This is a genomic window from Streptomyces luteogriseus, assembly GCF_014205055.1.
GTDB classification, from domain to species: Bacteria; Actinomycetota; Actinomycetes; order Streptomycetales; family Streptomycetaceae; genus Streptomyces; species Streptomyces luteogriseus.
In genome coordinates this window covers 7,716,080-7,741,550 of sequence record NZ_JACHMS010000001.1, presented here as the reverse complement: position 1 = coordinate 7,741,550, position 25,471 = coordinate 7,716,080, and the positions used below count along the sequence as shown (strand labels likewise).

Below are 25,471 nucleotides of genomic sequence, written 5' to 3'. Positions count from 1 at the left end.
CGCGCTCGGACGTTCTCGGTCCCCCGCGCCGCTCCCGGTGGGGGGGCGGCGCGGGGGGTGCGGTGCGGGGGCTGTTACGTCGCCTTGAGCTGCTGGATGCGGACCATGTTGCCCGCGGGGTCGCGGAAGGCGCAGTCGCGGACGCCGTAGGGCTGGTCCACCGGCTCCTGGACCACCTCGACGTCGCCCGCCTGTACCCGCTCGAAAGTGCCGTCGACATCGGTGGTGGCCAGGACGATGCTGGCGTAGGTGCCCTTGGCCATCATCTCGGCGATGGTGCGGCGCTCGTCCTCGGTGATGCCGGGGTCGGCGGCCGGCGGGTGCAGCACGATGTTCGTGCCGGGCTGGCCGACGGGGCCGACGGTGATCCAGCGCATGCCCTCGTATCCGACGTCGTTTCTGACCTCGAAGCCGAGGGTGTCGCGGTAGAACGCCAGGGAGGCGTCCGGGTCGTCGTGCGGAAGGAAGCTGGCGTGAATGTGAAGGTCCATGGCCATCACGCTAGTTTCGGCTCGCGGCGGGCGCTTCTCGATTCCTGACCGGTCTGGTCACCTGCTTCGACACGCACGACGGAATGCCGGCCGTCGCGCGAGCCGCCTCCCGCCGGTAGGCGCTCGGCGGCATGCCGACCAGCTCGGTGAAACGGGTGCTGAAGGTGCCCAGCGACGCGCAGCCGACCTCGAAGCACACCTCGGTGACGCTGAGGTCGCCCCGGCGCAGCAGCGCCATCGCGCGCTCGATGCGGCGCGTCATGAGGTAGCTGTACGGAGATTCGCCGTACGCCTGCCGGAACTCGCGGCTGAGGTGCCCGGCCGACATGTGCACGCCCCGGGCGAGCGCCTCGACGTCGAGAGGCTTCGCGTACTCCCGGTCGATCCGGTCCTTGACGCGGCGCAGTCGGGCGAGGTCACGCAGGTGCTGCGCCGAGGCGGGTCTGCTGCTCACAAGAGCGATCGTGCCACACCGCACACACGTACGGCCGATTTCCGCCCATACGGAACGAACCGGTCCGTATAGCCCCGGCCGGGGCCACCGCCCCGTCGGCCCCCGTGACGGCCCGCATCAGGCCACCGCAGGCTGAACGTTCCTGCCGGATCGGCGGGACCCGTCTCACACCCCGGCCGCCGCCGCGTCCGTCCGCTTGGCCAGGGCGGCCGCCGCCGCGCCCACCAGCCCGGCGTCGGTACCCATCTGCGCCGGCGCCACGGTCAGGTGCCGGACGAAGGACAGCGTCGCGTAGGTGCTCAGGGCCTTGCGCAGGGGGTCGAACAGGACGTCGCCCGCCTTGCCCACTCCCCCGCCGATCACCGCGATGTCGATCTCCACGAGGGTCGCGGTGGCGGCGATCCCGGCGGCCAGGGCCTGCGCGGCCCGCTCGAAGGAGGCGACGGCCACCGGGTCGCCGGACCGGGCGGCGGCGGCCACCGCGGCGGCGGAGGTGTCACCGTCGGCACCGGGGAGCCAGCCGTTCTCCAGCGCGCGCCGGGCGATGTTGGGGCCGCTCGCGATGCGCTCCACGCAGCCGTGCGAGCCGCACGGGCACAGATCGCCGTCGAGGTCCACGCTGATGTGGCCGATGTGACCCGCGTTGCCGGTGGGCCCGGGGTGCAGCCGGCCGCCGAGTACCAGACCGCCGCCCACGCCCGTGGAGACCACCATGCACAGCGCGTTGTCATGACCTCGAGCGGCGCCCTGCCAGTGTTCGGCCGCCGTGATCGCCACGCCGTCGCCGATCAGCTCGACGGGCAGATGCCCGGCGGCCGCCCGGACCCGGGAGACGAGCGGATAGTCGCGCCAGCCGGGCACGTTCACCGGGCTCACCGTGCCCGCGGAGGCGTCCACGGGCCCGGCACTGCCGATGCCCACGGCCGTGGCACGCCCCCACAGCGGCGACACGGTGAGCTCACCGAGCACCTCCTCCACGGCCCGCATCACGGTGTCGCCCTCCTCCCGGGCGGGCGTCGGCCGCTGGGCGCGGACCAGGATCCGGCCGCGGCCGTCCACCAGAGCGCCGGCGATCTTGGTGCCGCCGATGTCGAGCGCGGCCACGAGGTCGGTGTGCATCAGAGTCGGATCTCCCCGTCGGGCATGCATGAGAAAAACGCCGAGAAAGCCATCAAGCAGGGCAAGCAGCGGACCGATCCCGGTGCGGTGCGCGGGGCCGGAGATTGCGGTGGACAGTCTCTCCCGAGCCTGACAACGTTGTCCAGGCTCTATGCTCGACGCCACATCCTCATACAAACCCAGGATCGACGCACCCCCTGGACGACAGGACAGGACACCGCACCGTGCCCCAGACCCCTCTCCGATCCGCCACGCGCTACGGCACCCGGCCGACCATGAAGGACGTAGCGGCACGCGCCGGAGTCGGCCTCAAGACGGTCTCCCGTGTCGTGAACGGGGAGCCGGGGGTCACGCCGGAAACGGAGCGGCGGGTCCAGGAGGCGATCGACGCCCTCGGCTTCCGCCGCAACGACAGCGCGCGGGTGCTGCGCAAGGGCCGCACGGCGAGCATCGGCCTGGTCCTGGAAGACCTCGCGGACCCGTTCTACGGGCCCCTGAGCCGGTCGGTCGAGGAGGTGGCCCGCGCGCACGGCGCCCTGCTGATCAACGGCTCCAGCGCGGAGGACCCCGAGCGCGAGCAGGAACTGGTGCTGGCCCTGTGCGCGCGGCGGGTGGACGGGCTGGTGGTGATCCCGGCCGGGGACGACCACCGGTACCTGGAGCCCGAGCTCAAGGCGGGCGTCGCCACGGTGTTCGTGGACCGGCCGGCCGGGCACATCGACGCCGACGTGGTCCTGTCGGACAACTTCGGCGGCGCCCGCGACGGCGTCGCCCACCTCATCGGTCACGGGCACCGCCGGATCGGCTTCATCGGCGACATGCCCCGCATCCACACCGCTGCCGAGCGGCTGCGCGGCTACCGGGCGGCGATGGAGGACGCGGGCATACCGGTGGCGGGCTCCTGGATGTCCCTGGGCGTCACCGATCCCGAGCGGGTGCGCCGGGCCGCCGAGGAGATGCTGACCGGCCCGGACCCGGTCACGGCGATCTTCGCGGGCAACAACCGCGTGACGGTCACCGTGATCCGGGTGCTCGCCGAGCAGACCCGCCGTGTCGCCCTGGTCGGCTTCGACGACATCGAGCTCGCCGACCTCCTCCAGCCGGGCGTCACGGTCGTCGCCCAGGACGCCTCGGACATCGGCCGCACCGCTGCGGAGCGCCTGTTCCGGCAGCTGGACGGCACCCTCGTCACCCCCGAGCGCATCGAGCTGCCGACCCGGCTGATCACCCGCGGCTCGGGCGAGATCCCGCCGGCGGACTGAGCGGCCCATGGGCGACGCCACCGATCGCACCCTGCTGGCACTCGGCCTGGCCGAGGCGCCGCGTGAGCACCCCCTGCTGTATCCGGGTGCGTGGCCCGCGGATTCCGGGGTCCTCGACGGGGACCGCTTCCTGCCGGCCGAGCGTCTGGTGTACGAGGACCGCACTCCGGTCATCGCCATCGGATCCAACGGCTGCCCGGGGCAGTTGCGGCACAAGATGACGGAGTTCGGGATCAGGTCGGCGCTGCCGATGGTGAAGGCACGGGTGACGGGCGTCGACGCCGGCGTCTCCGCGCATGTGAGCCGCATGGGGTACGTGTCGGCGTCGCCGGTCGGCGCCCCGGGCACCGTGCGGGAGTTGTTCGTCCTGTGGCTCGACGCCGAGCAGCTCGCGGTGATCGACGCGAGTGAGGGCGTGCCGGTGCCGGGCGGCAACTTCGACCGGGCCTGGCTGCCGTCACCCGACGTCCGGATCGACCTCGCGGACGGCACCCGTCTGCCCGGGGCGTACGCCTACGTCAACCGGCACGGCGTCCTCCACGACGGCACGGGCACCCCGCGCACGCATCCGGGTGAGCGGGAGCTGCTGACCGAGCTCCTCGTCGGGCTGCCGCGTCTGCGGGAGCTGTTCGGTGTGGTGCCCGGGGAGTTCTGCGCACGGGCACGCGGAGACCGGCGGCTGTGCGAGCGGGGCACCCGGCTGTTCATCGAGGAGAAGCTGGTGACGGCCTCGGGGCTCGAGCGGTACGTGGCCGCCTCGGCGCGGGTTCAGCAGACCGGGAGGCCGGGGACCGGCGCGTCGTTGTCGCCGCCCTTGATGTAGACGTCGCTGACCCAGACGTCCGTGTTGCCGCTGTCGTCGTCGGTCTTCGCCCACCAGACGTTGGTCCACTCCCCGGAGGTCTCGCGGCGGCCCAGGTTCCGCTGGCAGTAGAAGTAGTTGGTGCCCGCGTTGAGGATGCCGATCTTGGTGCCGGAGGCGGTGTGGGAGTCGGCGGTCTTCCAGACCTGGCAGTTGTACTTGCCGCCGCCGATGGGATGACAGCCGGTGGCCGGGGTGGCCGAGCCGCCGCCCGTCGTGGCGCCGCCACCCGAACCGCCGCCGGAGGTGCCACCGTCCGGCTTCCCTCCGCCGGTGCCGCCACCGGCCGGCTTCTCGGGGGCCGGGCTGGTCGTCCGGCCGGTGGGCTCGGAGTCCTTCTCGTCAGCGGGCTTCTTCGACGGATCCCCGCCCTTGTCGTCGTCGCCCTGTTGCGTGGCCCGCGGCGCGCTGGAGCCGTCGTCCGCCCCGCCGGGCTCGGAGGACCCGCCCTTCGCGCGGGTCGCGTCGGTCTGCGCGCCGGTCTCCTTGCCTCCGGAATCGCCGAGCAGGGCGACCGTGGTCCCGGCGGCGGCGAGGACGACGGCGACGGCCGCGGCGGCAAGCAGGGCACGGCCCTTGCGGCGGGACGCGGCGCGGTCGGGGTTCAACGGGGTGGTCGGAGCGGAGGCGGCCGGGGTGGTGCCGCCGGGGTCGACGGGACCGGTGCCCCGTGGGGTGGTGGCGGGGTTCTGTGCGCCGGGGCCCGTGCCCTCGTCCGGCCCGGCTGCGCTCTGCTGCGGCGGACCGAACCCCGGAGGTACCGACGGGACGCTGCGTTCCGTCTCCGCGCGCGGGGGCGTGGCCGCCGGGCCGCGCAGGGTGGACGTCGGCGTGTCCGTGCGGCCCGCGTCCGCGACCGCCTGGAGCAGCGCGCGGGCCTGGTCGGCCTCGGGGCGGGACTCGGGGCGCTTGTCCAAGAGCCGTTGGAGGACGGGCCCGAGGAGGCCGGCGCGGCGGGGCTCCGGCAGCGGCTCGGAGACGATCGCGGTGAGCGTGGAGAACGTGGACGTGCGGCGGAAGGGCGAGGAGCCCTCGACGGCCGCGTACAACGTGGCGCCCAGGGCCCAGATGTCGGAGGCGGGGCCCGGGTCGGCGCCCTGGGCGCGCTCGGGGGCGAGGTAGTCGAGGGAGCCGACGAGTTCGCCGCTGCGCGTGAGATGCGTGGCCGAACCGTCCCCCGGATCGTCCATCGTGGCGATGCCGAAGTCGGTGAGGACGACCCGGCCCGAGCGGTCGAGCAGGATGTTCCCCGGCTTGACGTCCCGGTGCAGCACGCCCGCACGGTGGGCGGCGGCCAGGGCGTCCATGACCTTCGCGCCGATCCCGGCCGCCTCGTCCGGGTCCAGCGTGCCGCGCTCGCGCAGGACGTCGTCCAGGGACGGCCCGTCGACCAGTTCCATGACGATGAGCGGGCGGCCGTCGACCTGGGCGATGTCGTGCACGGCGATGACGCCGGGGTGGCGTACCCGGGCCGCGGCGCGTGCCTCGCGCTGCATCCGCAGTTGCAGAGCGGCCAGTTCGGGACCGGCCGCGTCGGTGTAGGTGCGCAGTTCCTTGACCGCGACCTCACGGCCGAGAACCTCGTCGACGGCCTTCCAGACGACGCCCATGCCGCCGCGTCCCAGCGCCGCCGTGACGCGGTAGCGGCCCGCCACCAGCCGCCCGGCCCCGTCCGTCTGCCCGTTCTCCCCCGTCGACACCGCTGCCCCGTTCCTGTGAGCCCGCCGGATGCGCCGACGGACGACTCCGCCGGTCGTGGCGTACAGACTAAGGGGCGGCGGTGACCGCGAGAGCCGCCGGCGACGGCTGTGACAGGGCCGGTACGTGCCGGCGGATCCGGCGCACGGAAGCCGTCAGGCGGAAACCGTCAGGTCCCCGCGCCGGGGTGCGGCGAAGCTCTCCAGGTCCGCCCGGGTCAGGCCGGACAGGCGGGCGACCTCCCCGATGTCCAGGGCACCGCAGTCCAGGCCGCGCAGCAGGTAGCCGCTGAGGGCCTTGGCGGTGGCGGGCTCGTCCATGACGTCGCCGCCGGTGCGGTGGGCGTAGCGGGACAGACGGGCGGCGGCCTGCTCGAAGCCCTCGCGGTAGAAGGCGAAGACGGCCGCGTAGCGGGTGGGGATGTGGCCGGGGTGCATGTCCCAGCCCTGGTAGTAGGCGCGGGCCAGGGCGCGGCGGGTGAGGCCGTAGTGCAGGCGCCAGGCGTCGTGGACCCTCGCGGTCGGGCCGACCGGCAGGACGTTCGTCGAGCCGTCCGAGACGCGTACGCCCGTACCGGCCGCAGCGACCTGCATGACGGCCTTGGCGTGGTCCGCCGCGGGGTGGTCACTGGCCTGGTGGGCGGCGGAGACGCCGAGGCAGGCGCTGTAGTCGAAGGTGCCGTAGTGCAGTCCGGTGGCGCGGCCCTCGGCGGCCTGGATCATACGGGCGACGGTGGCGGTGCCGTCGGCGGCGAGAATGGACTGGCTGGTCTCGATCTGGATCTCGAAGCCGATCCGGCCGGGCTCGAGCCCGTGCGCCTTCTCAAAGGCGTCCAGCAACCGTGCCGTGGCGGTGACCTGTTCGGCGTAGGTCACCTTCGGCAGGGTGAGGACCAGCCCGTCGGGCAGGCCGCCGGCCTCCATCAGGCCGGTGAGGAAGATGTCGAGGGTGCGGATGCCCCGGGCACGTACGGGCGCTTCCATGCACTTCATGCGGATGCCCATGTAGGGGGCGGCGGTGCGCTCCTCGTAGGCCTCGGCGATGATCCGGGCGGCGCGGGCGGCTGCCTCGTCCTCCTCGGTGTCGGGACGGTTGCCGTAGCCGTCCTCGAAGTCGACGCGCAGGTCCTCGATCGGCTCGCGCTCCAGCTTGGCGCGCACGCGCGCGTGGACGGGCTCGGCGAGTTCCTCGGAGAGGCCGAGGACGGCGGCGAAGGACGCGGCGTCCGGGGCGTGCTCGTCAAGGGCGGCGAGGGCCCGGTCGCCCCAGGAGCGGACGGTGTCGGCGGCGAAGACGTCGCCGGGGACGTAGACGGTGTGGACGGGCTGGCGGGTGCCGGGGTCCCCGGGGTAGCGGCGCTCCAGCTCCGCGTCGACCGGCGCGAGGGAGGCGCTGATCTCCTCGCTGACGGCGCCCGCGAGGCTCGTCGCCACCTTCTCCTGCTGGCCCTGACCCATTCCGAGACCCTCCTATTTTCCGCTGTACGGAATCAACAATCCGTAGAGCGAAGTTATCGGCCGACCTTCGGCCTGGTCAACACCGTCGTGAAGTGGGGTTCCCCATCCTTCACCCTCGGTCACCGCCAACCCGCCCTCATCTTCCGTATTGAGAAGGCAAGCTTCATCCTGACGTGCAAGGGGAGGGAGACCACGTGCCGAACGAGGTCGGAGTGACGCGCCGCCACGGGCTCAAGGCAGCGGCGGCCGTCGCCGTCGCAGGGCCACTGCTCACCACCGCGGGCCCCACACAGCCCGCTTCCGCCGGCGAGCATCCTGGCGCCCTGGACGTCATGACGTTCAACGTCCGCTTCGGGACCGTCGTCGACAGCACACCGCGCTGGGAGGTGCGCCGACCGGTGATGCGAGAACTGCTGCGCCGCGAGCGACCGCACCTCATCGGCACCCAGGAAGGGCTCTACCGGCAGGTGCGCGCGATCGAGAAGGATCTCGGCGCGCACTACGACTGGATCGGCACGGGCCGCGCGGGCGGCAGCAAGGACGAGTTCATGGCGGTCTTCTACGACACGCGCAGACTCGAGGCGATCGAGTTCGATCACTTCTGGCTGTCAGACACCCCGTACACGATCGCCTCGAACACCTGGGGCGCGGACTGGCTGCGCATGGTGACGTGGGTCCGTTTCGCCGATCTCGCCGCCGGGGGGCGGGAGTTCTACGTCCTCAACACTCACCTGGACAGCGTCAGCCAGTACGCCCGGGAACGCTCGGCGGGACTCATCGGCGAGACGATCGCCGGGTGGGACCGGTCGTCACCGGTCATCGTCACCGGCGACTTCAACGCGGCCGCCCACGACAACCGGGTCCACGACCTGATGCTGGACATCGGACTGGTGGACGCCTGGGACGCGGCGGCCTCGCGGGGTCCGGCGTACGGGACGCACCACGGCTACCGGGCGCCCAGGCCCGACGGGCGGCGCATCGACTGGATCCTCACCACTCCCGGGGTGACCACGCACTGGGCCGGGATGAACACCTTCAGCAAGGACGGGACGTATCCGAGCGACCATCTGCCGGTGCAGGCCTCGATGACCCTGGGATGAGAAGGGCCCCCGTGACCGTTCGCACGGTCACGGGGGCCCTCCACGGCCGGGGCCGATCAGCCCTTGCGGGTCTTGATCTCCTCGGTGAGGGCCGGGACGACGTCGAAGAGGTCGCCGACGACGCCGTAGTCGACGAGGTCGAAGATCGGGGCCTCGGCGTCCTTGTTGACCGCCACGATCGTCTTCGAGGTCTGCATGCCCGCGCGGTGCTGGATCGCGCCGGAGATGCCGTTGGCGATGTACAGCTGCGGCGAGACGGACTTGCCGGTCTGGCCGACCTGGTTGGTGTGCGGGTACCAGCCGGCGTCCACCGCGGCACGCGAGGCACCGACGGCCGCACCGAGCGAGTCGGCGAGGGCCTCGATGATCGCGAAGTTCTCCGCGCCGTTGACGCCACGGCCACCGGAGACCACGATCGCGGCCTCGGTCAGCTCCGGACGGCCCGTCGACTCACGCGGCGTACGGCCGGTGACCTTGGTGCCGGTGGCCTGCGCGGAGAAGGTGACGCTCAGAGCCTCGACCGCGCCGGCGGCCGGGGCGGCCTCGACGGCGGCGCTGTTGGGCTTGACCGTGATGACCGGGGTGCCCTTGGAGACACGGGACTTGGTGGTGAAGGACGCGGCGAACACGGACTGCGTGGCCACCGGGCCCTCGTCGCCGGCCTCGAGGTCGACGGCGTCGGTGATGATGCCGGAGCCCAGACGCAGCGCCAGACGGGCGGCGATCTCCTTGCCCTCGGCGGAGGACGGGACCAGCACGGCGGCCGGGGACACCTCGGCGACCGCGGCCTGGAGGGCGTCGACCTTCGGTACGACCAGGTAGTCGGCGTACTCGGCGGCCTCGTGCGTGAGGACCTTGACCGCGCCGTGCTCGGCGAGGGCGGCGGCGGTGTCGCCGGCGCCGTTGCCCAGCGCGACGGCGACCGGCTCGCCGATGCGGCGGGCGAGGGTCAGCAGCTCCAGGGTGGGCTTGCGGACGGCGCCGTCCACGTGGTCGACGTAGACGAGAACTTCAGCCATGGGACTTCTTCTCTCCTGCTTGCGAAAGATGAGGGGCGGTCAGCGAAGGGGCTCAGATGAACTTCTGGCCCGCGAGGAACTCAGCGAGCTGCTTGCCGCCCTCGCCCTCGTCCTTGACGATCGTGCCCGCGGTGCGGGCGGGGCGCTCGGCCGCGCCGTCGACCGTGGTGTAGGCGCCCTCCAGGCCGACCTCCTCGGCGTCGATGTCGAGGTCGGACAGGTCCCAGGACTCCACCGGCTTCTTCTTGGCCGCCATGATGCCCTTGAAGGACGGGTAACGGGCCTCGCCCGACTGGTCGGTCACGGACACGACCGCCGGGAGGGAGGCCTCCAGGTTCTCGGAGGCGGCGTCGCCGTCGCGGCGGCCCTTGACGGTGCCGTCCTCGACGGAGACCTCGGAGAGCAGGGTGACCTGCGGGACGCCCAGACGCTCGGCGAGCAGCGCGGGCACGACGCCCATGGTGCCGTCGGTGGAGGCCATGCCGGAGATGACCAGGTCGTAACCGGCCTTCTCGACGGCCTTGGCCAGGACCAGGGAGGTGCCGATGGCGTCGGTGCCGTGGATGTCGTCGTCCTCGACGTGGATCGCCTTGTCGGCACCCATGGACAGCGCCTTGCGCAGGGCGTCCTTGGCGTCCTCGGGGCCCACCGTCAGGACGGTGATCTCCACGTCGTCGTCGGAGTTCTCGGAGATCTGCAGCGCCTGCTCGACCGCGTACTCGTCGAGCTCGGAGAGCAGACCGTCCACGTCGTCCCGGTCGACGGTCAGGTCATCGGCGAAGTGCCGGTCGCCAGTGGCGTCGGGCACGTACTTCACAGTGACAACGATCCTCAAGCTCACGCCGGCTCTCCTACTGCATCGTCATTTCCATACTGCCTACTTGCAGGCAGCATAGGCGCCTCTAGCGTCCGATCCCGGTCGGGGCGAACCCACGCCCCGAGCGAAATATTACTCGTCAGTACACCCAGTTCGTTCCCGCTAAGCAAGCGCTTTGAACTGTGACCTTCGCAACGCAGCGTAACCGGAACTCGACGGTCACGCAGCCGGGGGGAGCCCGGTTCAGTCGCGCAGACGCTGGAATCGTCCCTGGTGGTAGAGGAGGGGGCGGCCGGTGCCCGAGGGGTCGCCGTGCACGACCTCGGCGAGCACGATCCGGTGGTCCCCGGCGGGCACGCGGGCGACGACCCGGCCCACCAGCCAGGCCACCACGCCGTCGAGGACCGGAACGCCCTCGGGGCCCTCCCGCCAGAGAGTGGGCGGGCCGAAGCGGTCGGCGCCGCTGCGGGCGAACGTGGCGGCGAGCTCCTGCTGGTGCTCGCCGAGGATGTGGACACCGACGTGGTCCGCCGCCGCGATCGCGGGCCAGCTGGAGGAGCCGGTACCGACGCCGAAGGACAGCAGGGGCGGCTCGGCGGAGACGGACGACAGGGAGGTGGCGGTGAAGCCCACCGGTCCGGCCTCGCCACGAGCGGTGATGACGGCGACTCCCGCCGCGTGCCGCCGGAAGACCGAGCGCAGGAGGTCGGGCGTGGCGAGAAGGTCCGCAGGCATGGGGTCAGGCTGACGATAAATGGTATGCGCAGTCAAGTTCGTTCCGTGATGTGGGAGATGACTCACTGGCGGCGTCACATCCGTCACACCGCCTCCCCCAGTGCGGCGATCACGTCAGCCTTGCGCGGCTGCCCCGCGGCCCGCCGCACCACGCGTCCGTCGGCGTCGAGGACCAGCACGGTCGGTGTCTTGAGGATGTCCAGCCGCCGTACGAGGTCCAGGTGTGCCTCGGCGTCGATCTCGACGTGGATCACGCCCGGCACCACCGCGGCGACCTCGCCGAGGACCCGCCGGGTCGCCCGGCAGGGCGCGCAGAACGCGCTGGAGAACTGCACGAGCGTGGCCCGCTCGCCGAGTTCCGCACCCAAGTCCGCCGCATCGAGCCGCTTGCCGTCGTCGCGCCCGCGCACCCGCACTCTCCCGCTCCGCCGCCGTTGCAGCACTCCGTAGGCGCTCGCCGTCGCGAGCACCACCACGCACACCACCAGTCCGGTCATCACCTGCTGCAAGCGTTCACGAGACCGCAAAGATTCCCGCCCCCTTCTCACGGCCGTGCTGCGGAATGCTTGGTTCCCATGGACATCGATGTGAGGGGGCCGCGTTTCGGCGCGGCCGTCACGGCCACCGTGCTGGCAGTCGTACTGGTCACCGGGAATGCCTGGCTGCTGGCCTGGCAGACGCTGGCGTTCCTGCTCGGCACGGCAGGCGGGGTCGGGCGCTCCCCCTACGGCCTGCTGTTCGCCAGGGCCGTACGGCCGCGGCTCGGACCGCCGACGGAGTTCGAGGCGCCCGAACCGCCGCGTTTCGCCCAGGCGGTGGGGCTGCTCTTCGCCGGGCTCGGGCTCGTCGGCCTCACCCTGGGACCCGGCTGGCTGGGACTCGCGGCGACCGGCGCCGCGCTCGCCGCTGCCTTCCTCAATGCTGCGTTCGGGTACTGCCTGGGCTGCGAGTTGTACCTGCTCGTGCGGCGGATGACGGTGCGTGCGGGGTAATGGGGGCGCAAAAGACCGAGGTGGGAACCGGGTGGGCGACGTGACGAGAATCTCGCCGCCGACGGGCACGAGGACTGGCTACCCGGCCGTTCTTCGGGCACCATCTGCGACAAGCCGTAAACCTACGGCTGCGTAACTTTCCACTGGGAATCCCTTCCCAGGCAGAGCAGGAAGGGTCCGACCCGCCCATGGCAGAGCTCGTCTACCGTCCCGTCGTCGGTTTCGCCCGCACGCTGTTCAAGGTGTGGGACCTCAAGATCGACCTCCAGGGTTCGGAGAACATCCCGCGCTCGGGCGGCGCCGTGCTGGTGAGCAATCACATCAGCTACCTGGACTTCGTCTTCGACGGCCTGGCGGCGCTGCCGCAGAAACGTCTCGTGCGTTTCATGGCGAAGGAGTCCGTCTTCCGGCACCGGATCTCCGGCCCGCTGATGCGCGGCATGAAGCACATCCCGGTGGACCGCAAGCAGGGCGAGGCGGCCTACGCGCACGCCCTGGACTCGCTGCGGTCGGGCGAGATCGTCGGGGTCTTCCCGGAGGCGACGATCTCGCAGTCGTTCACGCTGAAGAGCTTCAAGTCGGGCGCGGCGCGCCTGGCCCAGGAGGCCGGCGTCCCGCTGATCCCGATGGCGGTGTGGGGCACGCAGCGGCTGTGGACCAAGGGTCACCCGCGCAACTTCAAGCGCAGCCACATCCCCATCACGATCCGGGTGGGCGAGGCGATCGAGGCCTCCCGCGACAAGTACGCGGGTGCCATCACGCGCCAGCTGCGGGAGCGCGTCCAGGAGCTCCTGGAGGCCGCCCAGCGCGCCTACCCCGTCCGCCCCAAGGGTCCGGACGACACCTGGTGGATGCCCGCCCATCTTGGCGGCACGGCCCCGACGCCGGAGCAGGTGCGGGCGGCCGAGGCGCACTGACGCCCGCCCGGCCGAGGGCTCAGGCCGAGGACTCCGGAGCGCGGACGGCGATGTCCGCTCCCGGGCTGAACTCCGCCAGCAATCCGGCGAGTTCCGCCGCGGCCGCCGTCACCTCGGCGACCGGCATCGGCGCCAGGCTCTCCAGCAGGAACACGCCCGACGTCGTCTTTTCGGTGAGCCGGGTGCGCGGGCCCTGGCGCCAGTTCCAGCGGCGGCACGTCACGCCCGCGTCGTCGCACCACACCACTTCGCCCGCGTCGGGGTGCTCGACGGTCTCCGCGCCGCCGGCGACGGTCACGAAGTCCTCCCGCCCCGTGGCACGGATCAGGCGCATGCCGCCCTCGATGCGGTCGATGTCCTCACCGCCGACGGGGATCAGATGGGCGACGGAGACGGCGTTGTAGAGGTCGACGAGCAGGTTGATGCGGGGCAGTCCGGCGTCCGAGAGGGCCCTCTTGGCCAGCGCCTCCGCCGAGTTGCGGGTCCGGGACGGCTTCGAGCCGAAGGCCGTGTAGGCCTGGCGCCAGGCGGCCATGTGCGGGTCCTCGTGCGGGGCACGGCCGTCCAGTCGCGCGGCGAGCCGTCGCGCCGCGTCGTCCAGCAGGGCGGAACCGGCCTCGGTGCTCGGCCCGTTGACCAGGCCGTGCGCCTCGATCGCGACGTGGGTGAAGCCGGGTGCGAGGGCGCGTACGTCGTCGGACACGGTCAGCGTGAGCGTCATGGTCGTTGCCTCAGAGTGCGGTGGGGAGCGTCTGCCACAGGTGCGGCCGGTCGCGGGCTGCCGTGAGGGCGTCCAGCACGACCGGATGCGGTGCAGCATACAAGACTGGGTAGTCCAGTTCATTGGACGCCGGGTCGGGCGTGAAGGCGAGCCACTCACCGTTGAGGGAGAACCGGGCATCGACACCCGGCTTGTTGCCCCGGGGGTCCTGCCGGTGCCATGCGCCGTTGAACCGCACGGCGACCAGCCCGTGCACCTCGTCGAACCTCTGGTAGCACAGCGCGGCGGGGATGTCCTCGACCCGCAGCAGCGCGGCCAGCGCGTGGGCCTTGGCGTAGCAGATGCCGGTGCGCTGCTCCAGGACGTCGGAGGCGCGCCAGGTGACGCGGAGATCACCGGAGTCCTGCGAGTGCGGAATGGTGTCGCGAACGAACTCGAAGGCCGCCCGCGCATACTCATACGAGTCGGTCACCCCGTCGGCGAGCCTCGCCGCCGTTTCCCGCACGAGCGGATGGTGATGGTCGATCGCCTCGTCAGCGGCCAAGTAGGCGGAGAGGTCGGGGGTCTGCTGGATCAGCTGCATGACGGCAGAGCGTAAGGAGGGATCACTCCCTCGTCAATTCATTTACGCTCTGCCGCATACTTATGCGTCTAGCGGGCCATCTCTTCCTTCAGGGCCGCCACGAACGCGTCCACGTCCTCCTCGGTCGTGTCGAACGCGCACATCCAGCGGACGTCGCCCGCGGTCTCGTCCCAGAAGTAGAAGCGGAACCGCTTCTGGAGGCGCTCGCTCACATCGTGGGGCAGCCGGGCGAAGACCGCGTTGGCCTGCACGGGGTAGAGGATCTCCACCCCGTGCACGGCCCGCACGCCCTCGGCGAGGCGCTGGGCCATCTCGTTGGCATGGCCGGCGTTGCGCAGCCACAGGTCCCGGGCGAGCAGGGCCTCCAACTGCACCGACACGAAGCGCATCTTGGAGGCGAGCTGCATGGACAGCTTGCGCAGGTGCTTCATGTGGCTGACGGCGTCCTGGTTGAGGACCACGACGGCCTCGCCGAACAGGGCACCGTTCTTCGTGCCGCCCAGGGAGAGGATGTCGACCCCGGCGGCGTTGGTGAGCGTCCGCATCGGGACGTTCAGGGCGGCTGCGGCGTTGGCCAGCCTCGAGCCGTCCAGGTGCACCTTCATACCGTGCGCGTGGGCGTGCTCGCACAGGGCGCGTATCTCGTCCGGCGTGTAGACCGTGCCCAGTTCGGTGGCCTGGGCGATGGAGACGACCTGCGGCATCGCGCGGTGCTCGTCGTCCCAGCCGTACGCCTGCCGGTCGATGAGCTCGGGCGTGAGCTTGCCGTCGGGCGCCGGAACGGTCAGCAGCTTCAGGCCGCCGACGCGTTCCGGGGCGCCGCACTCGTCGACGTTGATGTGCGCGCTCTCCGCGCAGATCACCGCGCCCCAGCGGTCGGTGACCGCCTGGAGCGCGACGACGTTCGCGCCGGTGCCGTTGAAGACCGGGAAGGCCTCGGCCGTGGGCCCGAAATGGCTGCGGATGACCTGCTGGAGGTTCTCCGTGTACGCGTCCTCGCCGTACGCGACCTGGTGCCCGCCGTTGGCCAGGGCCAGGGCGGCGAGGACCTCCGGGTGGGCCCCGGCGTAGTTGTCGCTGGCGAAACCGCGGACCTCGGGGTCGTGATGGCGACGGGCATCGGTCTTCGGCGGATTCACGGCTTCTCGGTGAGCCACAGACGGTTTCCGTTCACTTCTGCGGCGGGCTTCTCCCAGACCTCGGTGATGGCCTCGGCCAGGTCCTTGACGTCGGTGAAGCCCGCGAACTTCGCGTTGGGCCGGTCGGCGCGCATCGCGTCGTGGACCAGCGCCTTCACCACCAGGATCGCAGCAGCCGACGTCGGCCCCTCGGCGCCCCCGGCCTTGCGGAAGTAGTCGGCCATGGCCAGCGTCCACGCCTCGGCCGCCGCCTTGCCGGCCGCGTAGGCGGCGTTGCCCGCGGTGGGCTTGCTGGCGCCCGCGGCGCTGATCAGCACGTACCGGCCACGGTCGCTGCGCTGGAGCCCTTCGTGGAAGGCGAGGGAGGTGTGCTGCACCGTACGGACCAGCAGCATCTCCAGGAAGTCCCAGTCGTCGAGGCTGGTCCGGGTGAAGGTCTCACTGCCGCGCCAGCCGCCGACGAGGTGGACCAGGCCGTCGACGCGGCCGAAGTCCTTCTCGATGCGGGTGGCCCAGTCGCGCGTGGCCTCCAGGTTCAGCAGATCGACCGTGTCACCGGTGACGGTGGCGCCGCCGGTCGCATAGCGCGCCGCGTCCACCGCCTCCACCAGCCGTTCCGGATCGTTGTCCGAGCCGATGACGGTGGCTCCCGCCTCGGCCAGCCTGAGCAGCGCGGCCCGGCCCGCGGGCCCGCCCGCTCCGGCCACCGCGATCACCGCACCGCTGAGCGCCCCGTTCCCCATGATCTTCGCCTCCTGAGCAGTGTTCTCGGTACGCCGATCGCTCACGCCGCGATCCGCTCGGCGCTGTCCGCCGTGATGCCCTTGGTGGAGGCGATCACGTTCTTCAGCTTCTTGGACAGTGCCTCATAGAACATGCTCAGCGGAAACTCGTCCGGAAGCACGTCATCGACGAGTTTGCGCGGCGGCTGCGTCGTGTCCAGGGCGTCCGGGCCCTTGGCCCACTTCGAACCCGGGTGCGGGGAGAGGTAGGTGGAGACCAGCTCGTACCCGGCGAACCAGTGGACGAGCTTCGGGCGGTCGATGCCGTCGCGGTACAGGTCCTCGATCTCGGCGCACAGCTGGTTGGTGACCTGCGGGGCGCGTTCCCAGTCGATGGTGAGCCTGTTGTCGGTCCAGCGGACGACGTCGTGCTTGTGCAGGTAGGCGAAGAGGAGCTGGCCGCCGAGGCCGTCGTAGTTGCGGACGCGCTCGCCGGTAACGGGGAAGCGGAACATGCGGTCGAAGAGGACCGCGACCTGCACGTCACGGGCCTGCGGGACGCCGTCCGCCGCCAGCTTCACGGCCTCCTTGAAGGCGGTGAGGTCGCAGCGCAGCTCCTCCAGGCCGTACATCCAGAACGGCTGGCGCTGCTTGATCATGAACGGGTCGAAGGGCAGGTCGCCGTGGCTGTGGGTGCGGTCGTGGACCATGTCCCACAGGACGAACGCCTCCTCGCAGCGCTTCTGGTCGTGGACCATCGCGGCGACGTCCTCGGGCAGCTCCAGGCTGAGGATGTCGACGGCGGCGTCGGTCACCCGGCGGAAGCGGGCGGCCTCGCGGTCGCAGAAGATGCCGCCCCAGGTGAATCGTTCCGGCGCCTCGCGCACGGCGATGGTCTCGGGGAACAGGACGGCCGAGTTGGTGTCGTAGCCGGCCGTGAAGTCCTCGAACGTGATGCCGCAGAACAGCGGGTTGTCGTAGCGGGTGCGCTCCAGCTCGGCCAGCCAGTCCGGCCAGACCATGCGGAGCACGACCGCCTCGAGGTTGCGGTCCGGGTTGCCGTTCTGCGTGTACATGGGGAAGACGACGAGGTGCTGGAGGCCGTCCGCGCGGTTCGCGGCGGGCTGGAAGGCCAGCAGCGAGTCGAGGAAGTCGGGCACCTGGAAGCCACTGTCGGCCCACCGGGTCAGGTCCTTGACCAGGGCCTCGTGGTAGGCACCGTCGTGCGGGAGCAGCGGGGAGAGCTCCAGGACGGCGTCGGCGACCTGGCGGACCGCGAGCTCGGCGTCGGCGGGGTCGGGCGCGCCCTCGGCGTCGAAGTCGATCGACCCGTCCTTGGACTGCCATGGCCGGATCCGCTCCACGGCATCCTTGAGCACGGGCCATGCCGGGTGCTCCACCACCCTGGCCACGGGAGGAAGACCTTCCTCCGAACCCACCTGCACAAGAATTTCCGTCATGTCCCACCTTCCACGGGAGAATCTCACGTATGCAGACCGTATACACACGAGGTTCCTCCCAGCAAGGGTGAACCCGGGAAATTATCCTGCCCGACCCGCTCCTTCACCGCACTTTTTCCTGCCGGTCACGCTTCTGCCCGGATGCACGGCGACCATGCCCTCACTCTCTGCACAGGGCGGGTCCAGGCGATACGGTCAGGGGGGCCGGTCAGGCCCCCAGTGCCGCCTGTCGACGGAAGAGAGTCGCGTCTTGAACTTCCTCACCATCGGTCACCGCGGAATCATGGGTGTGGAACCCGAGAACACCCTCCGGTCCTTCGTCGCCGCCCAGGAGGCGGGGCTCGACGCCATCGAACTCGATCTGCATCTGAGCAAGGACGGCGCGCTCGTCGTCATGCACGACACGGATGTGGACCGCACGACCGACGGCACCGGGCCGATCGCCGAGAAGACCCTCGCCGAGCTGCGGGCCCTGGACGCGGGCCGGGGCGAGCGGGTCCCGGTTTTCGAGGAGGTCCTGGAGGCCGTGCAGTCGCCGCTCCAGGCGGAGATCAAGGACGCCCAGGCGGCGCGCGCCCTGGCCGAGGTCATGAACGAGCGCGGACTGGCCGGCCGGGTGGAGGTGTCCTCGTTCCACGACGAGGCGATCGCCGAGATCAAGCCACTGGTGCCGGGAGTGCGCACCGCGCTGATCGCCAGCCGCTACGGCACCGACATCGTGGACCGCGCCGTCCAGGCCGGCGCCGAGACCGTCTGCCTGAACATCCGCAGGCTCACCCTGGAGATCGTGGAGCGGGCCCGCAAGGCCGACCTCAAGATCATCGGCTGGGTGGTGAACACACAGGACCAGCTGCGCCTCGTCCGGGCGTTCGGTCTGGACGGCGCGACCACCGACCACCCGGACATCAAGCGCACGGGCCGTTTCACGGCGTAGCGGCTAGCCGAGCTCCTTGACCAGCAGCTCGAACTGGAGGTCGTCGCGCTGCGGGACGCCGAAGCGCTCGTCGCCGTACGGGAACGGGGTCATCCGTCCCGTACGGCGGTAGCCACGCCGCTCGTACCAGGCGATGAGGTCGTCACGCACGGAGATCACGGTCATCTGCATCTCCCGCACCCCCCAGGTCGCGCGGGCCTGCCGCTCCGCCTCCGCGATGATCACCTTGCCGAGGCCCGCGCCCTGGAGCAGGGGGCTGACGGCGAACATCCCGAAGTAGGCGTGGTCGCCCTGGTGCTCCAGCTGACAGCAGGCGACGACCCTGCCGTCCCGCTCCACGGTCATGAGCCGGCTGTCGGGCGACTTGATGACCTCCAGCACCCCCTCCGGGTCGGTGCGCTGCCCTTCGAGGATGTCCGCCTCGGTGGTCCACCCGGCCCGGCTGTCGTCGCCCCGGTACGCCGACTCGATCAGCGCGACCAGCTCGTCGACGTCGGCGTCGGTGGCATCGCGGAAGGTCAGTGCGGCGGCGGTCTCCATGGGCGTACGTCTCCGTATGTGGCGCGGCTCGGGCAGGGATGAGCGTAACGCCGCCACTAAGCTCCGCTGCATGGTGCATGTACTCAGCAGCCGGATCCTGCTCCGCCCCACCGACCCCGAGCGGTCCCGGGCCTTCTACGGCGAGCAGCTCGGCCTCGCCGTCTACCGCGAGTTCGGCACGGGAGCGGAGCGCGGCACGGTCTTCTTCATGGGCGGCGGCTTCCTGGAGGTCTCCGGCCGGTCCGAGACGCCCCCGGCGCCCGCCGTACGGCTGTGGCTGCAGGTCGATGACGCGGCCGCGGCACAGGAGGAACTGCGGGCGAAGGGCGTGGACATCGTGCGGCCGCCCGTGCAGGAACCCTGGGGGCTGGTCGAGATGTGGATCGCGGATCCGGACGGGACGCCGATCGTGCTGGTCGAGGTACCGGCGGACCACCCGATGCGCTACCGGCCGGGTATCTGAGCTCGCTCCGGGCGCTCTCCCACCCCCGGTCCGTCCGGGTGAGTTCGCGAAAGCCCGGTCCGGCCAGGAGGGCGAACGAAGCACGGTCGGTCACCCGGCCGCCGACCGGCTGCGGCTGTACGGCGTCGACCGGCTCGTCGCCTGCGAACCGGCCGGAGCGGCCGTGCCCCAGGCCGGCGCCGAGCTGCGCGGGGCCTTCGGAGCGGAGTTCGCGGACGCCGCGGCCGGCTCGGGGTCGATGGACAGGTTGCCGATGCCGGCGGGACCGCCCGCGCGAGCGTGGCTCCGGGCCGGCCGGTGCCTTGTCGATCTCGATGTGACCGAGTGTCCTTCCCTCCGCCCGGACCACGAAGCGGGTCCGCACCCCCCCAGCGTGCGCTCGGCCGTGCCGCCCTGCCGGGGCTCGCGGTCCGGCAGGCCGGCCACCCGGGCGATCAGGATGGCCTCGGTGTCGCCGGCGGTGTGCCGGAACCCCGCGCCTTCGTAGAGGGCCCGGACGTGGGGCCAGTTGCGGGGAAGGCCGTGGACGAGCGGGGCGGGCAGGGATCCGTCGGCGTACCGTACGCGGGCGCTCCAGCGGGCGAACCGTGCGAGGCATGCCTCACCAGCAGGTCCGCGGCGAGGTCGGCGTCCGGCCGGAGGGGCGCCGCCGGGCGGTGGACGCACCAGTTGATCTCGCGGTCTCCCGGTGGGCCGCGCCGGCCTCGGCATCCGCCCGGTGGCGCAGCAGACGGAGCCGGAGGCCGCCACGCGGTGCCGGGCGGGTCCCGGGCCGCGGCGACACACCGGTGGGTTGTCCCGGATGGCAGGGAGCCCAGGGGGCGGCTTAGCGTGCTGGAGGGGCCCCGGGGGGCCTGCCCCCGCCGCTCGTGGAAGGAACGCCATGAAGCTCGACGCACCGGTGACCGGCGGCCCCTGCTGGACCGAGCTGGGGACCAGCGACCTGGACGCGGCCCGGCGGTTCTACACGCGGCTGTTCGGCTGGCGGCCCGAGACGGACGCGCGGCAGGAGGTCGGCGGCTACACCGTCGCGCACCTCGGGGAAGCGGCCGTGGCAGCGCTCGCCCCGCTGTACCAGCCCTCGCAGCCGGTCGCGTGGAACGTGTCGTTCGCGGTGACCGACGCGGACGACACCGTCCGTGCGGTGACGGAGGCGGGCGGGACGCTGTTGTTCGGCCCGGCGGACGTGTTCGACATGGGCCGTTTCGCGGTGGCCGCCGATCCGGGCGGTGCCGTGTTCCAGCTGTGGCAGGCGGGGACCTTCCCCGGCGCCGGTCTGTTCAACGCTCCCGGATCGCTGGGCTGGGTGGAGCTGATGACGCGGGACCCGGAGGGGGCCGTGTCCTTCTACACGCGGGTGTTCGGCTGGACGGTGGCTCCGTCGGACCGCTACACCCAGTGGGGCGTCGGCGGCGCGGACTTCGGCGGCATGGTGACGATGGACGAGAAGTTCCCGCCCGAGGTGCCGGCGCACTGGCTGCCGTACTTCGCCGTCGCCGACGTGGACGACACCACCGCCGTCGTCCAGCGGCACGGCACGGTCCTGATGGTGCCCACCTCCGTGCCCGACGGTCCGCGCATCGCGGTGCTCCGGGATCCGCAGGGGGCGATGTTCGGCGTGTACCGGGCGGGCGACGAGGGCTGAGACGGCGGTGTGCGACGGCGGGAGCGCGCCGTGACGTGCGCCGAAAGTGTCATCCGGCTCCCCCGGCGTTCTGCCTGCGACCTGCCCGGAGGGGACGAGGGCGTCCTTCACGACTGTGCGGTTCAGGCCCGCAGCACGCCGAGCCGCCCTTCGAGCTGGCTGAGCAACTCCCCGAGCAGTGCGGCGAGTTCGCCCTGCTCCGGGCCGTCCAGGCCGGACAGCACGGCGGTCTCGTAGGCGAGCTGGACGGGGAGGATGCCGTCGACCAGGTCGCGTCCGGCGTCGGTGAGGCGGAGGTGGACGACCCGGCGGTCCCGGGTGTCCCCGCGCCGCTCGACCAGACCGCGCTCGGTCAGCTGCTTGAGGCGTTTGGTGACCGCGGCGCCCGAGGAGAAGGTCTCCCGGGCGAGCTCTCCAGGCGTCAGCTCGTGCCCGGTGCGGCGCAGCGCGCCCAGCAGATCGAACTCGGGCCGGCTGAGGCCCGCCCGGCGCAGCGGAGCGTCCTCGGCCTGCTGCAGCAGCGCGGCACAGCGGTTGATCCGACCGATGATCTCCATCGGACCGGTGTCGAGCCCGGGCCGCACGGTCTGCCACTGCTTGACGACGGCGGCCACCGTGTCGCCCCGCCGGCCGCCGCCGGGATCGGCTTCGCCGTGGAACCCGGCGTCCGGGCCGGCTTCGTCGGCCAGGTCGTGAACCGGATCGCCGGCGGCGGTTGCCCGCCCCTCGGCCGAACGCCCTTCGGGACCCTCGCCCCCGGCGGCCCGAGCGCCCTCGACGGGCGCCCCTCCGGCCGCTGCCCCCACGTCGGCCACCCGTCCCTCCGCCACCGGCTCTGCCTCGTCCCCCGGCTGCGGGGCCCGTCCCCCGTCGCGTCCCGTGGGCGATGGTCCTTCGGTCGGCGTCATGGCCGTGCGTCCTCCGTTTCGGTGGCCGGGTCCCGCTCCGGGAGCAGGCCCTGGCGTCGGGCCGTCGCGGCGAGCGTACGGTGTCCGGACTGTTCGGCGAGCACGACCCGCTCCTGGGGCAGGGCCCGCTGCCACCATTCACCGGCGGCGGCGTCGGCCGTGGCGCGCAGTTCGGACAGGGCGACGGCGAGGCCGCGGCGGGCGGATTCCAGTGCCGTGGGGCCGGGGCCGGGATCGGGCTCGGCCAGGAGGCGGGCGGTGTGCTCGCGGGCCCGGTCGGCGGCGGCCAGCGCGCGTTCGACGCGGTCGCCCGCGCGCCGGTTGGTGACCGCGACGGCGGCGACGAACCCGACCAGCGCGCCGACGACGGTGTCCACGACCCGCTCCCTCATCAGCGTCCCGGCCTCCTGGTATCCGGCGAACTCCGTGATGAGCAGGGCCATGGGCGTCACACAGACGCTGCCGAGCCAGTAGTTCCGGCTGATCAGCACCTCCGCACCGAAGCTGAACGCGAGGCAGCACAGCACGAGCGCCGCCGGGCCCAGGTGCGCGAGCGGCACGACGGCCAGGAAGACGAGCACGCCGACGACGTTGCCCACGACCCGCTGGACGGCCCGGCTCCAGGTCAGCGCGATGTTCGCCTGGTACAGCGAGGCCGCGGTGACCAGCGCCCAGTAGGGGCGGCCGATCCCGAGGGCGAGGGAGGCGTAGCCGGCCAGCGCGCAGCCGAGCGCGGTGCGTGCCGCGAGCGGGGTCAGCGGGCCCAGCCGCGACCAGAGGGGCCGGGCCGCGGCCACGCCGAGCAGTTCGTCGGCGGCCGCGTGCGGCAGTCCGGCCTCCGGGACGGGGCCGGTGCCGCGCAGCGAGCCCGCCCACGCGCGCAGCCGGCCCGCCTCCGCCTGCGCCGGCGCCGCGAGGGCGACCTCGGCGCGGACGACGAGGCGTTCGAGGGCCCGCCGGGTCCGGGAGGGGGCGCTGGTGGACAGCAGCGACTGCCAGGCGGCCTGCACGGCGGCATAGCCCGCGGCGCGGGCCCGGGCGTGGCCCTCCCCGGTTCCGCCGGTGTCGGCGTACCCGGCGGCGGCCCTGAGTGCGGCGGCGGTGGCGCGGCGCTCCGGTCCGTGCGGCCGCACCAGCGCGGGCGCCATGCAGACCAGCCAGGCCCACGCGCCCGTCGCGGCGGCCAGCGCCAGGTGGCCGGGCACCTGGGCGAGGGTCTGCGGCGCGAACAGGGAGGCGGAGCTGACGAAGGTGAGGACGACGTTGCCCGGCGGGCCGACCCGGGTGGCGTCGCACAGCACCTTCTGGGCGGCGGCCAGCAACGCGCCGACGGTGACCAGGACGACGGCGCTGCCGGTGAGCGAGGCCGCGACCAGGGCCACGCCGAGCCCGCCGAGCATGCCCAGCACGACCCACACCAGGGCCCGCGCCCGTGCGGCGTACGGCCGGCTGTGGGCGTACAGCGCGCACAGGGACCCGGCCATCGCGTACATCACGAGGTCGAGCCGGCCGAGCGCCAGGAGGGTGAAGGCGGGCGGGGCGATCGCCGCGACCACGCTCAGCGCGGGCTTGAACCAGATCTCCGAGGGCTTGGCGAGGCGCAGCACACCCGCCAGGGGGAGACGCCGGGCGGGTGGGGCGAAAGGGGTGGGGGGAGCACTGCTCATGACGGCAAGATTAACAGGTGTTTTACCCGTAAAGCACCTCCCTTCACCTGACGTGCTCCGTCGAATGCTCCCCGTGTACACCCTTGCGCTTGCGTGCGCGCCGCATGGTCCGGGCATCGAATGACCGACCGTCGAACGGGGAGGTGCGCGTGCACGGACCGGCTTCGTCAGGCTGGCTGCTGGTGGCGCTCTGCGCGGTGACCGGTGCCTACTGTCTGGCGCGGATGCGCAGCGGCGCCGAGGAGCAGCGCAGTGCGGCGGGCGGCGAGGCGCTGATGGGTTTCGGGATGGCCGCGATGGCCATCCCGGCGGCGGTGTTCACTCCGCCTTCGTGGGCCTGGCCCGTCTACGCGCTGGTGTTCGGGGCGGCGGGGGTCCACGCGCTGTGGGCGGCGCGGACGGGCACGCACCATCTCCACCACCTGGTGGGGGCCGCGGCGATGGTCTACATGTCCCTCGTCATGGCCGGCTCCCCCGGACACGCGCACGGCCGGGGCGGATCGGGAGTCCCGCTCCTGACGGGGGCGCTGTTGCTCTACTTCGCCGCCTACGTGCTGCTGGCCGGGGTCCGCCTGGTACCGGTGACCGCCGTGGCCGGGGGCGGCGTTCGAGCCGGGTGGGGCGACCGGCCGGAACTGGCCCGGGCCTGCCGGCTGTCCATGGGGATCGCGATGGTGGCGATGCTGCTCACGCTGTGAACCGGACCGGAACCGCCGTGCCCAACGGATCCGTTGCCTGCGTCACTTTGACGGCACAAGGCGTACCCGTGAGCGGGGCCGCACTCATAGGCTGCCCTCATGATGCTCACCGCCGCGCTGCTGCTGCTCGGCGCCGTGACCGCCGTGACCGCCCCCCGGCTGCTCGCCCGGGCGGACTGGCCGGACCGTGAGCCGGTGGTGGCGCTGTGGGTGTGGCAGTGCGTGGTGGCGGCCGTCCTCGTGTGCTGCGCGCTGTCCATGACGCTCAGTGCCGCGGCGGCCTGGCACGCGGTCGGCGGGCACCTCTTCGCCACGGCCCCGCGCGCGGTCGTGGAGGCCTACGTCCTCGGCACGGCGGGACCCTGGGCCGCGACGACGGCGGTAGCGCTGGCCGGCGCCGGCCTGTGGAGCGCGGCGATGCTGGTCCACGAGGTCGGCAGGGCCCGCGCGCGACGCCGCCGCCGGCGCGCCGATCTGCTGGTCCGGGCTCCGCTGCTGCCGGGCGAGGTGGCCGTCTCCGGCCGGCTCGTCGTCCTGGAGAGCGAGCAGCCCGACGCCTGGTGGCAGCCCGGCACTCCCCCGCAACTGGTCGTCACCACGGCCGCGTTGCGCCGGCTGAAGGGCCGGCAGCTGGACGCGGTGCTCGCCCATGAGCAGGGCCACGCCCGGGCCCGGCACGACTGGCTGCTGAACTGCTCCTCGGCTCTCGCCGGAGGCTTTCCGCAGGTACCGGTGTTCGCCGCGTTCCGCGACGAGATGCACCGCCTGGTCGAACTCGCCGCCGACGACACGGCATCGCGCCGCTTCGGCCGCCTCACGACAGCCCTGGCGCTGGTCGAACTGAACGAGCACCGCGGCGTGTTCGGGCCCTGCCCGACTCCACAGGCCCATGTCCCGGCCCGGGTACACCGGTTGCTCACTCCCCCGGACCGGCTGACCGCGGCCCGGCGTCTGCGGCTGACGGCGGTGGCCGCGCTGGTCCCCGTGGTGCCGGTGCTGGTGGCGTTCGTGCCGGGGCTGCGGGCCCTGGGGTAGCCGGAGCGCCCGGGCGTACCGACGCCCCCGCCC

At 72.3% G+C, this 25,471-nt stretch carries 27 protein-coding genes; 10 read left to right on the top strand and 17 right to left on the bottom strand.

Annotated elements, in window-relative coordinates; translation table 11 throughout:
• Positions 1-74: 74 nt before the first annotated feature.
• The 3 genes from BJ965_RS34380 to BJ965_RS34370 form a co-directional block, all read right to left on the bottom strand.
• Entirely contained in the window at positions 75-491 is a 417-nt protein-coding gene (locus tag BJ965_RS34380; RefSeq protein ID WP_184914346.1) for a VOC family protein, read from the bottom strand.
• Between the two features lie 10 nt (positions 492-501).
• On the bottom strand, positions 502-945 hold the full coding sequence (locus tag BJ965_RS34375) for a helix-turn-helix transcriptional regulator (RefSeq protein ID WP_030834860.1): 444 nt from the start codon (positions 943-945) through the stop codon (positions 502-504).
• Between the two features lie 165 nt (positions 946-1,110).
• Positions 1,111-2,064, bottom strand: coding sequence for an ROK family protein (locus BJ965_RS34370; RefSeq protein ID WP_184914344.1), 954 nt, complete (start codon positions 2,062-2,064; stop codon positions 1,111-1,113).
• A gap of 197 nt (positions 2,065-2,261) precedes the next feature.
• Between BJ965_RS34370 and BJ965_RS34365 the strand changes: the two genes are divergently transcribed.
• Both BJ965_RS34365 and BJ965_RS34360 read left to right on the top strand, forming a co-directional pair.
• On the top strand, positions 2,262-3,326 hold the full coding sequence (locus BJ965_RS34365; RefSeq protein WP_184917840.1) for a LacI family DNA-binding transcriptional regulator: 1,065 nt from the start codon (positions 2,262-2,264) through the stop codon (positions 3,324-3,326).
• A gap of 7 nt (positions 3,327-3,333) precedes the next feature.
• Positions 3,334-4,149 carry a hypothetical protein gene (locus tag BJ965_RS34360; RefSeq protein ID WP_184914342.1) on the top strand — a complete coding sequence of 272 codons (816 nt, stop codon included), beginning with the start codon at positions 3,334-3,336 and terminating at the stop codon, positions 4,147-4,149.
• Here BJ965_RS34360 and BJ965_RS34355 read toward each other — a convergent pair.
• Both BJ965_RS34355 and BJ965_RS34350 read right to left on the bottom strand, forming a co-directional pair.
• Entirely contained in the window at positions 4,095-5,888 is a 1,794-nt protein-coding gene (locus tag BJ965_RS34355; RefSeq protein WP_184914340.1) for a serine/threonine-protein kinase, read from the bottom strand. The genes BJ965_RS34360 and BJ965_RS34355 overlap by 55 nt on opposite strands.
• A gap of 153 nt (positions 5,889-6,041) precedes the next feature.
• Positions 6,042-7,343 carry a DUF6986 family protein gene (locus tag BJ965_RS34350; protein ID WP_184914338.1) on the bottom strand — a complete coding sequence of 434 codons (1,302 nt, stop codon included), beginning with the start codon at positions 7,341-7,343 and terminating at the stop codon, positions 6,042-6,044.
• Positions 7,344-7,537: 194 nt separating this feature from the next.
• On the opposite strand from BJ965_RS34350, the gene BJ965_RS34345 reads away from it, so the two are divergent.
• Positions 7,538-8,443 carry an endonuclease/exonuclease/phosphatase family protein gene (locus BJ965_RS34345; protein WP_184914336.1) on the top strand — a complete coding sequence of 302 codons (906 nt, stop codon included), beginning with the start codon at positions 7,538-7,540 and terminating at the stop codon, positions 8,441-8,443.
• A gap of 56 nt (positions 8,444-8,499) precedes the next feature.
• Here BJ965_RS34345 and BJ965_RS34340 read toward each other — a convergent pair whose 3' ends face one another.
• The 4 genes from BJ965_RS34340 to BJ965_RS34325 form a co-directional block, all read right to left on the bottom strand.
• Positions 8,500-9,462: an electron transfer flavoprotein subunit alpha/FixB family protein gene (locus BJ965_RS34340; protein WP_184914335.1), complete on the bottom strand. Its 963-nt coding sequence runs from the start codon at positions 9,460-9,462 to the stop codon at positions 8,500-8,502.
• A 52-nt stretch (positions 9,463-9,514) separates the two neighbouring features.
• Positions 9,515-10,303: an electron transfer flavoprotein subunit beta/FixA family protein gene (locus BJ965_RS34335; RefSeq protein WP_030834884.1), complete on the bottom strand. Its 789-nt coding sequence runs from the start codon at positions 10,301-10,303 to the stop codon at positions 9,515-9,517.
• Between the two features lie 219 nt (positions 10,304-10,522).
• Complete coding sequence (locus BJ965_RS34330; RefSeq protein ID WP_184914333.1) at positions 10,523-11,014, bottom strand: flavin reductase family protein; 492 nt, start codon at positions 11,012-11,014, stop codon at positions 10,523-10,525.
• Between the two features lie 83 nt (positions 11,015-11,097).
• Positions 11,098-11,511 carry a thioredoxin family protein gene (locus BJ965_RS34325; protein ID WP_184917837.1) on the bottom strand — a complete coding sequence of 138 codons (414 nt, stop codon included), beginning with the start codon at positions 11,509-11,511 and terminating at the stop codon, positions 11,098-11,100.
• A gap of 78 nt (positions 11,512-11,589) precedes the next feature.
• Between BJ965_RS34325 and BJ965_RS34320 the strand changes: the two genes are divergently transcribed.
• Both BJ965_RS34320 and BJ965_RS34315 read left to right on the top strand, forming a co-directional pair.
• Positions 11,590-12,006: a DUF4395 domain-containing protein gene (locus tag BJ965_RS34320; protein WP_184914331.1), complete on the top strand. Its 417-nt coding sequence runs from the start codon at positions 11,590-11,592 to the stop codon at positions 12,004-12,006.
• Positions 12,007-12,194: 188 nt separating this feature from the next.
• Entirely contained in the window at positions 12,195-12,923 is a 729-nt protein-coding gene (locus BJ965_RS34315) for a lysophospholipid acyltransferase family protein (RefSeq protein ID WP_031106604.1), read from the top strand.
• Positions 12,924-12,942: 19 nt separating this feature from the next.
• On the opposite strand, the gene BJ965_RS34310 is transcribed toward BJ965_RS34315, so the two are convergent.
• From BJ965_RS34310 to BJ965_RS34290, 5 genes are all read right to left on the bottom strand, one after another.
• Positions 12,943-13,644: a B3/B4 domain-containing protein gene (locus tag BJ965_RS34310; RefSeq protein ID WP_184914328.1), complete on the bottom strand. Its 702-nt coding sequence runs from the start codon at positions 13,642-13,644 to the stop codon at positions 12,943-12,945.
• Positions 13,645-13,654: 10 nt separating this feature from the next.
• Positions 13,655-14,227 (bottom strand): transglutaminase-like domain-containing protein, encoded by a 573-nt coding sequence (locus BJ965_RS34305; protein WP_184914326.1) that lies wholly within the window; start codon positions 14,225-14,227, stop codon positions 13,655-13,657.
• A gap of 68 nt (positions 14,228-14,295) precedes the next feature.
• The gene (locus BJ965_RS34300; protein ID WP_184914324.1) at positions 14,296-15,366 is read right to left on the bottom strand and encodes a threonine aldolase family protein; all 1,071 of its coding nucleotides are present in this window, start codon (positions 15,364-15,366) and stop codon (positions 14,296-14,298) included.
• Positions 15,363-16,109 (bottom strand): SDR family oxidoreductase, encoded by a 747-nt coding sequence (locus BJ965_RS34295; RefSeq protein WP_184917834.1) that lies wholly within the window; start codon positions 16,107-16,109, stop codon positions 15,363-15,365. The genes BJ965_RS34300 and BJ965_RS34295 overlap by 4 nt, the downstream gene beginning before the upstream one ends.
• Before the next feature lie 41 nt (positions 16,110-16,150).
• Positions 16,151-17,548 (bottom strand): DUF6421 family protein, encoded by a 1,398-nt coding sequence (locus BJ965_RS34290; RefSeq protein WP_184914322.1) that lies wholly within the window; start codon positions 17,546-17,548, stop codon positions 16,151-16,153.
• Positions 17,549-17,798: 250 nt separating this feature from the next.
• Between BJ965_RS34290 and BJ965_RS34285 the strand changes: the two genes are divergently transcribed.
• On the top strand, positions 17,799-18,482 hold the full coding sequence (locus BJ965_RS34285) for a glycerophosphodiester phosphodiesterase (protein WP_184914320.1): 684 nt from the start codon (positions 17,799-17,801) through the stop codon (positions 18,480-18,482).
• Between the two features lie 3 nt (positions 18,483-18,485).
• Here the strand turns inward: BJ965_RS34285 and BJ965_RS34280 are convergent, their stop codons facing one another.
• Positions 18,486-19,022 (bottom strand): GNAT family N-acetyltransferase, encoded by a 537-nt coding sequence (locus tag BJ965_RS34280; RefSeq protein WP_184914318.1) that lies wholly within the window; start codon positions 19,020-19,022, stop codon positions 18,486-18,488.
• A gap of 70 nt (positions 19,023-19,092) precedes the next feature.
• Between BJ965_RS34280 and BJ965_RS34275 the strand changes: the two genes are divergently transcribed.
• Both BJ965_RS34275 and BJ965_RS34270 read left to right on the top strand, forming a co-directional pair.
• Positions 19,093-19,485 (top strand): VOC family protein, encoded by a 393-nt coding sequence (locus BJ965_RS34275; protein ID WP_184914316.1) that lies wholly within the window; start codon positions 19,093-19,095, stop codon positions 19,483-19,485.
• An 883-nt stretch (positions 19,486-20,368) separates the two neighbouring features.
• A complete protein-coding gene (locus tag BJ965_RS34270; protein ID WP_184914313.1) occupies positions 20,369-21,130 on the top strand; it encodes a VOC family protein in 762 nt (253 codons plus the stop codon).
• Positions 21,131-21,252: 122 nt separating this feature from the next.
• On the opposite strand, the gene BJ965_RS34265 is transcribed toward BJ965_RS34270, so the two are convergent.
• Entirely contained in the window at positions 21,253-21,819 is a 567-nt protein-coding gene (locus BJ965_RS34265) for a MarR family winged helix-turn-helix transcriptional regulator (protein ID WP_184917831.1), read from the bottom strand.
• 215 nt (positions 21,820-22,034) lie between these two features.
• Positions 22,035-23,705 carry an FUSC family protein gene (locus BJ965_RS34260; protein WP_184914311.1) on the bottom strand — a complete coding sequence of 557 codons (1,671 nt, stop codon included), beginning with the start codon at positions 23,703-23,705 and terminating at the stop codon, positions 22,035-22,037.
• A gap of 149 nt (positions 23,706-23,854) precedes the next feature.
• On the opposite strand from BJ965_RS34260, the gene BJ965_RS34255 reads away from it, so the two are divergent.
• The gene (locus BJ965_RS34255) at positions 23,855-24,403 is read left to right on the top strand and encodes a DUF5134 domain-containing protein (protein ID WP_184914308.1); all 549 of its coding nucleotides are present in this window, start codon (positions 23,855-23,857) and stop codon (positions 24,401-24,403) included.
• A gap of 99 nt (positions 24,404-24,502) precedes the next feature.
• The gene (locus BJ965_RS34250; RefSeq protein ID WP_184914306.1) at positions 24,503-25,438 is read left to right on the top strand and encodes a M56 family metallopeptidase; all 936 of its coding nucleotides are present in this window, start codon (positions 24,503-24,505) and stop codon (positions 25,436-25,438) included.
• Positions 25,439-25,471: the final 33 nt, after the last annotated feature.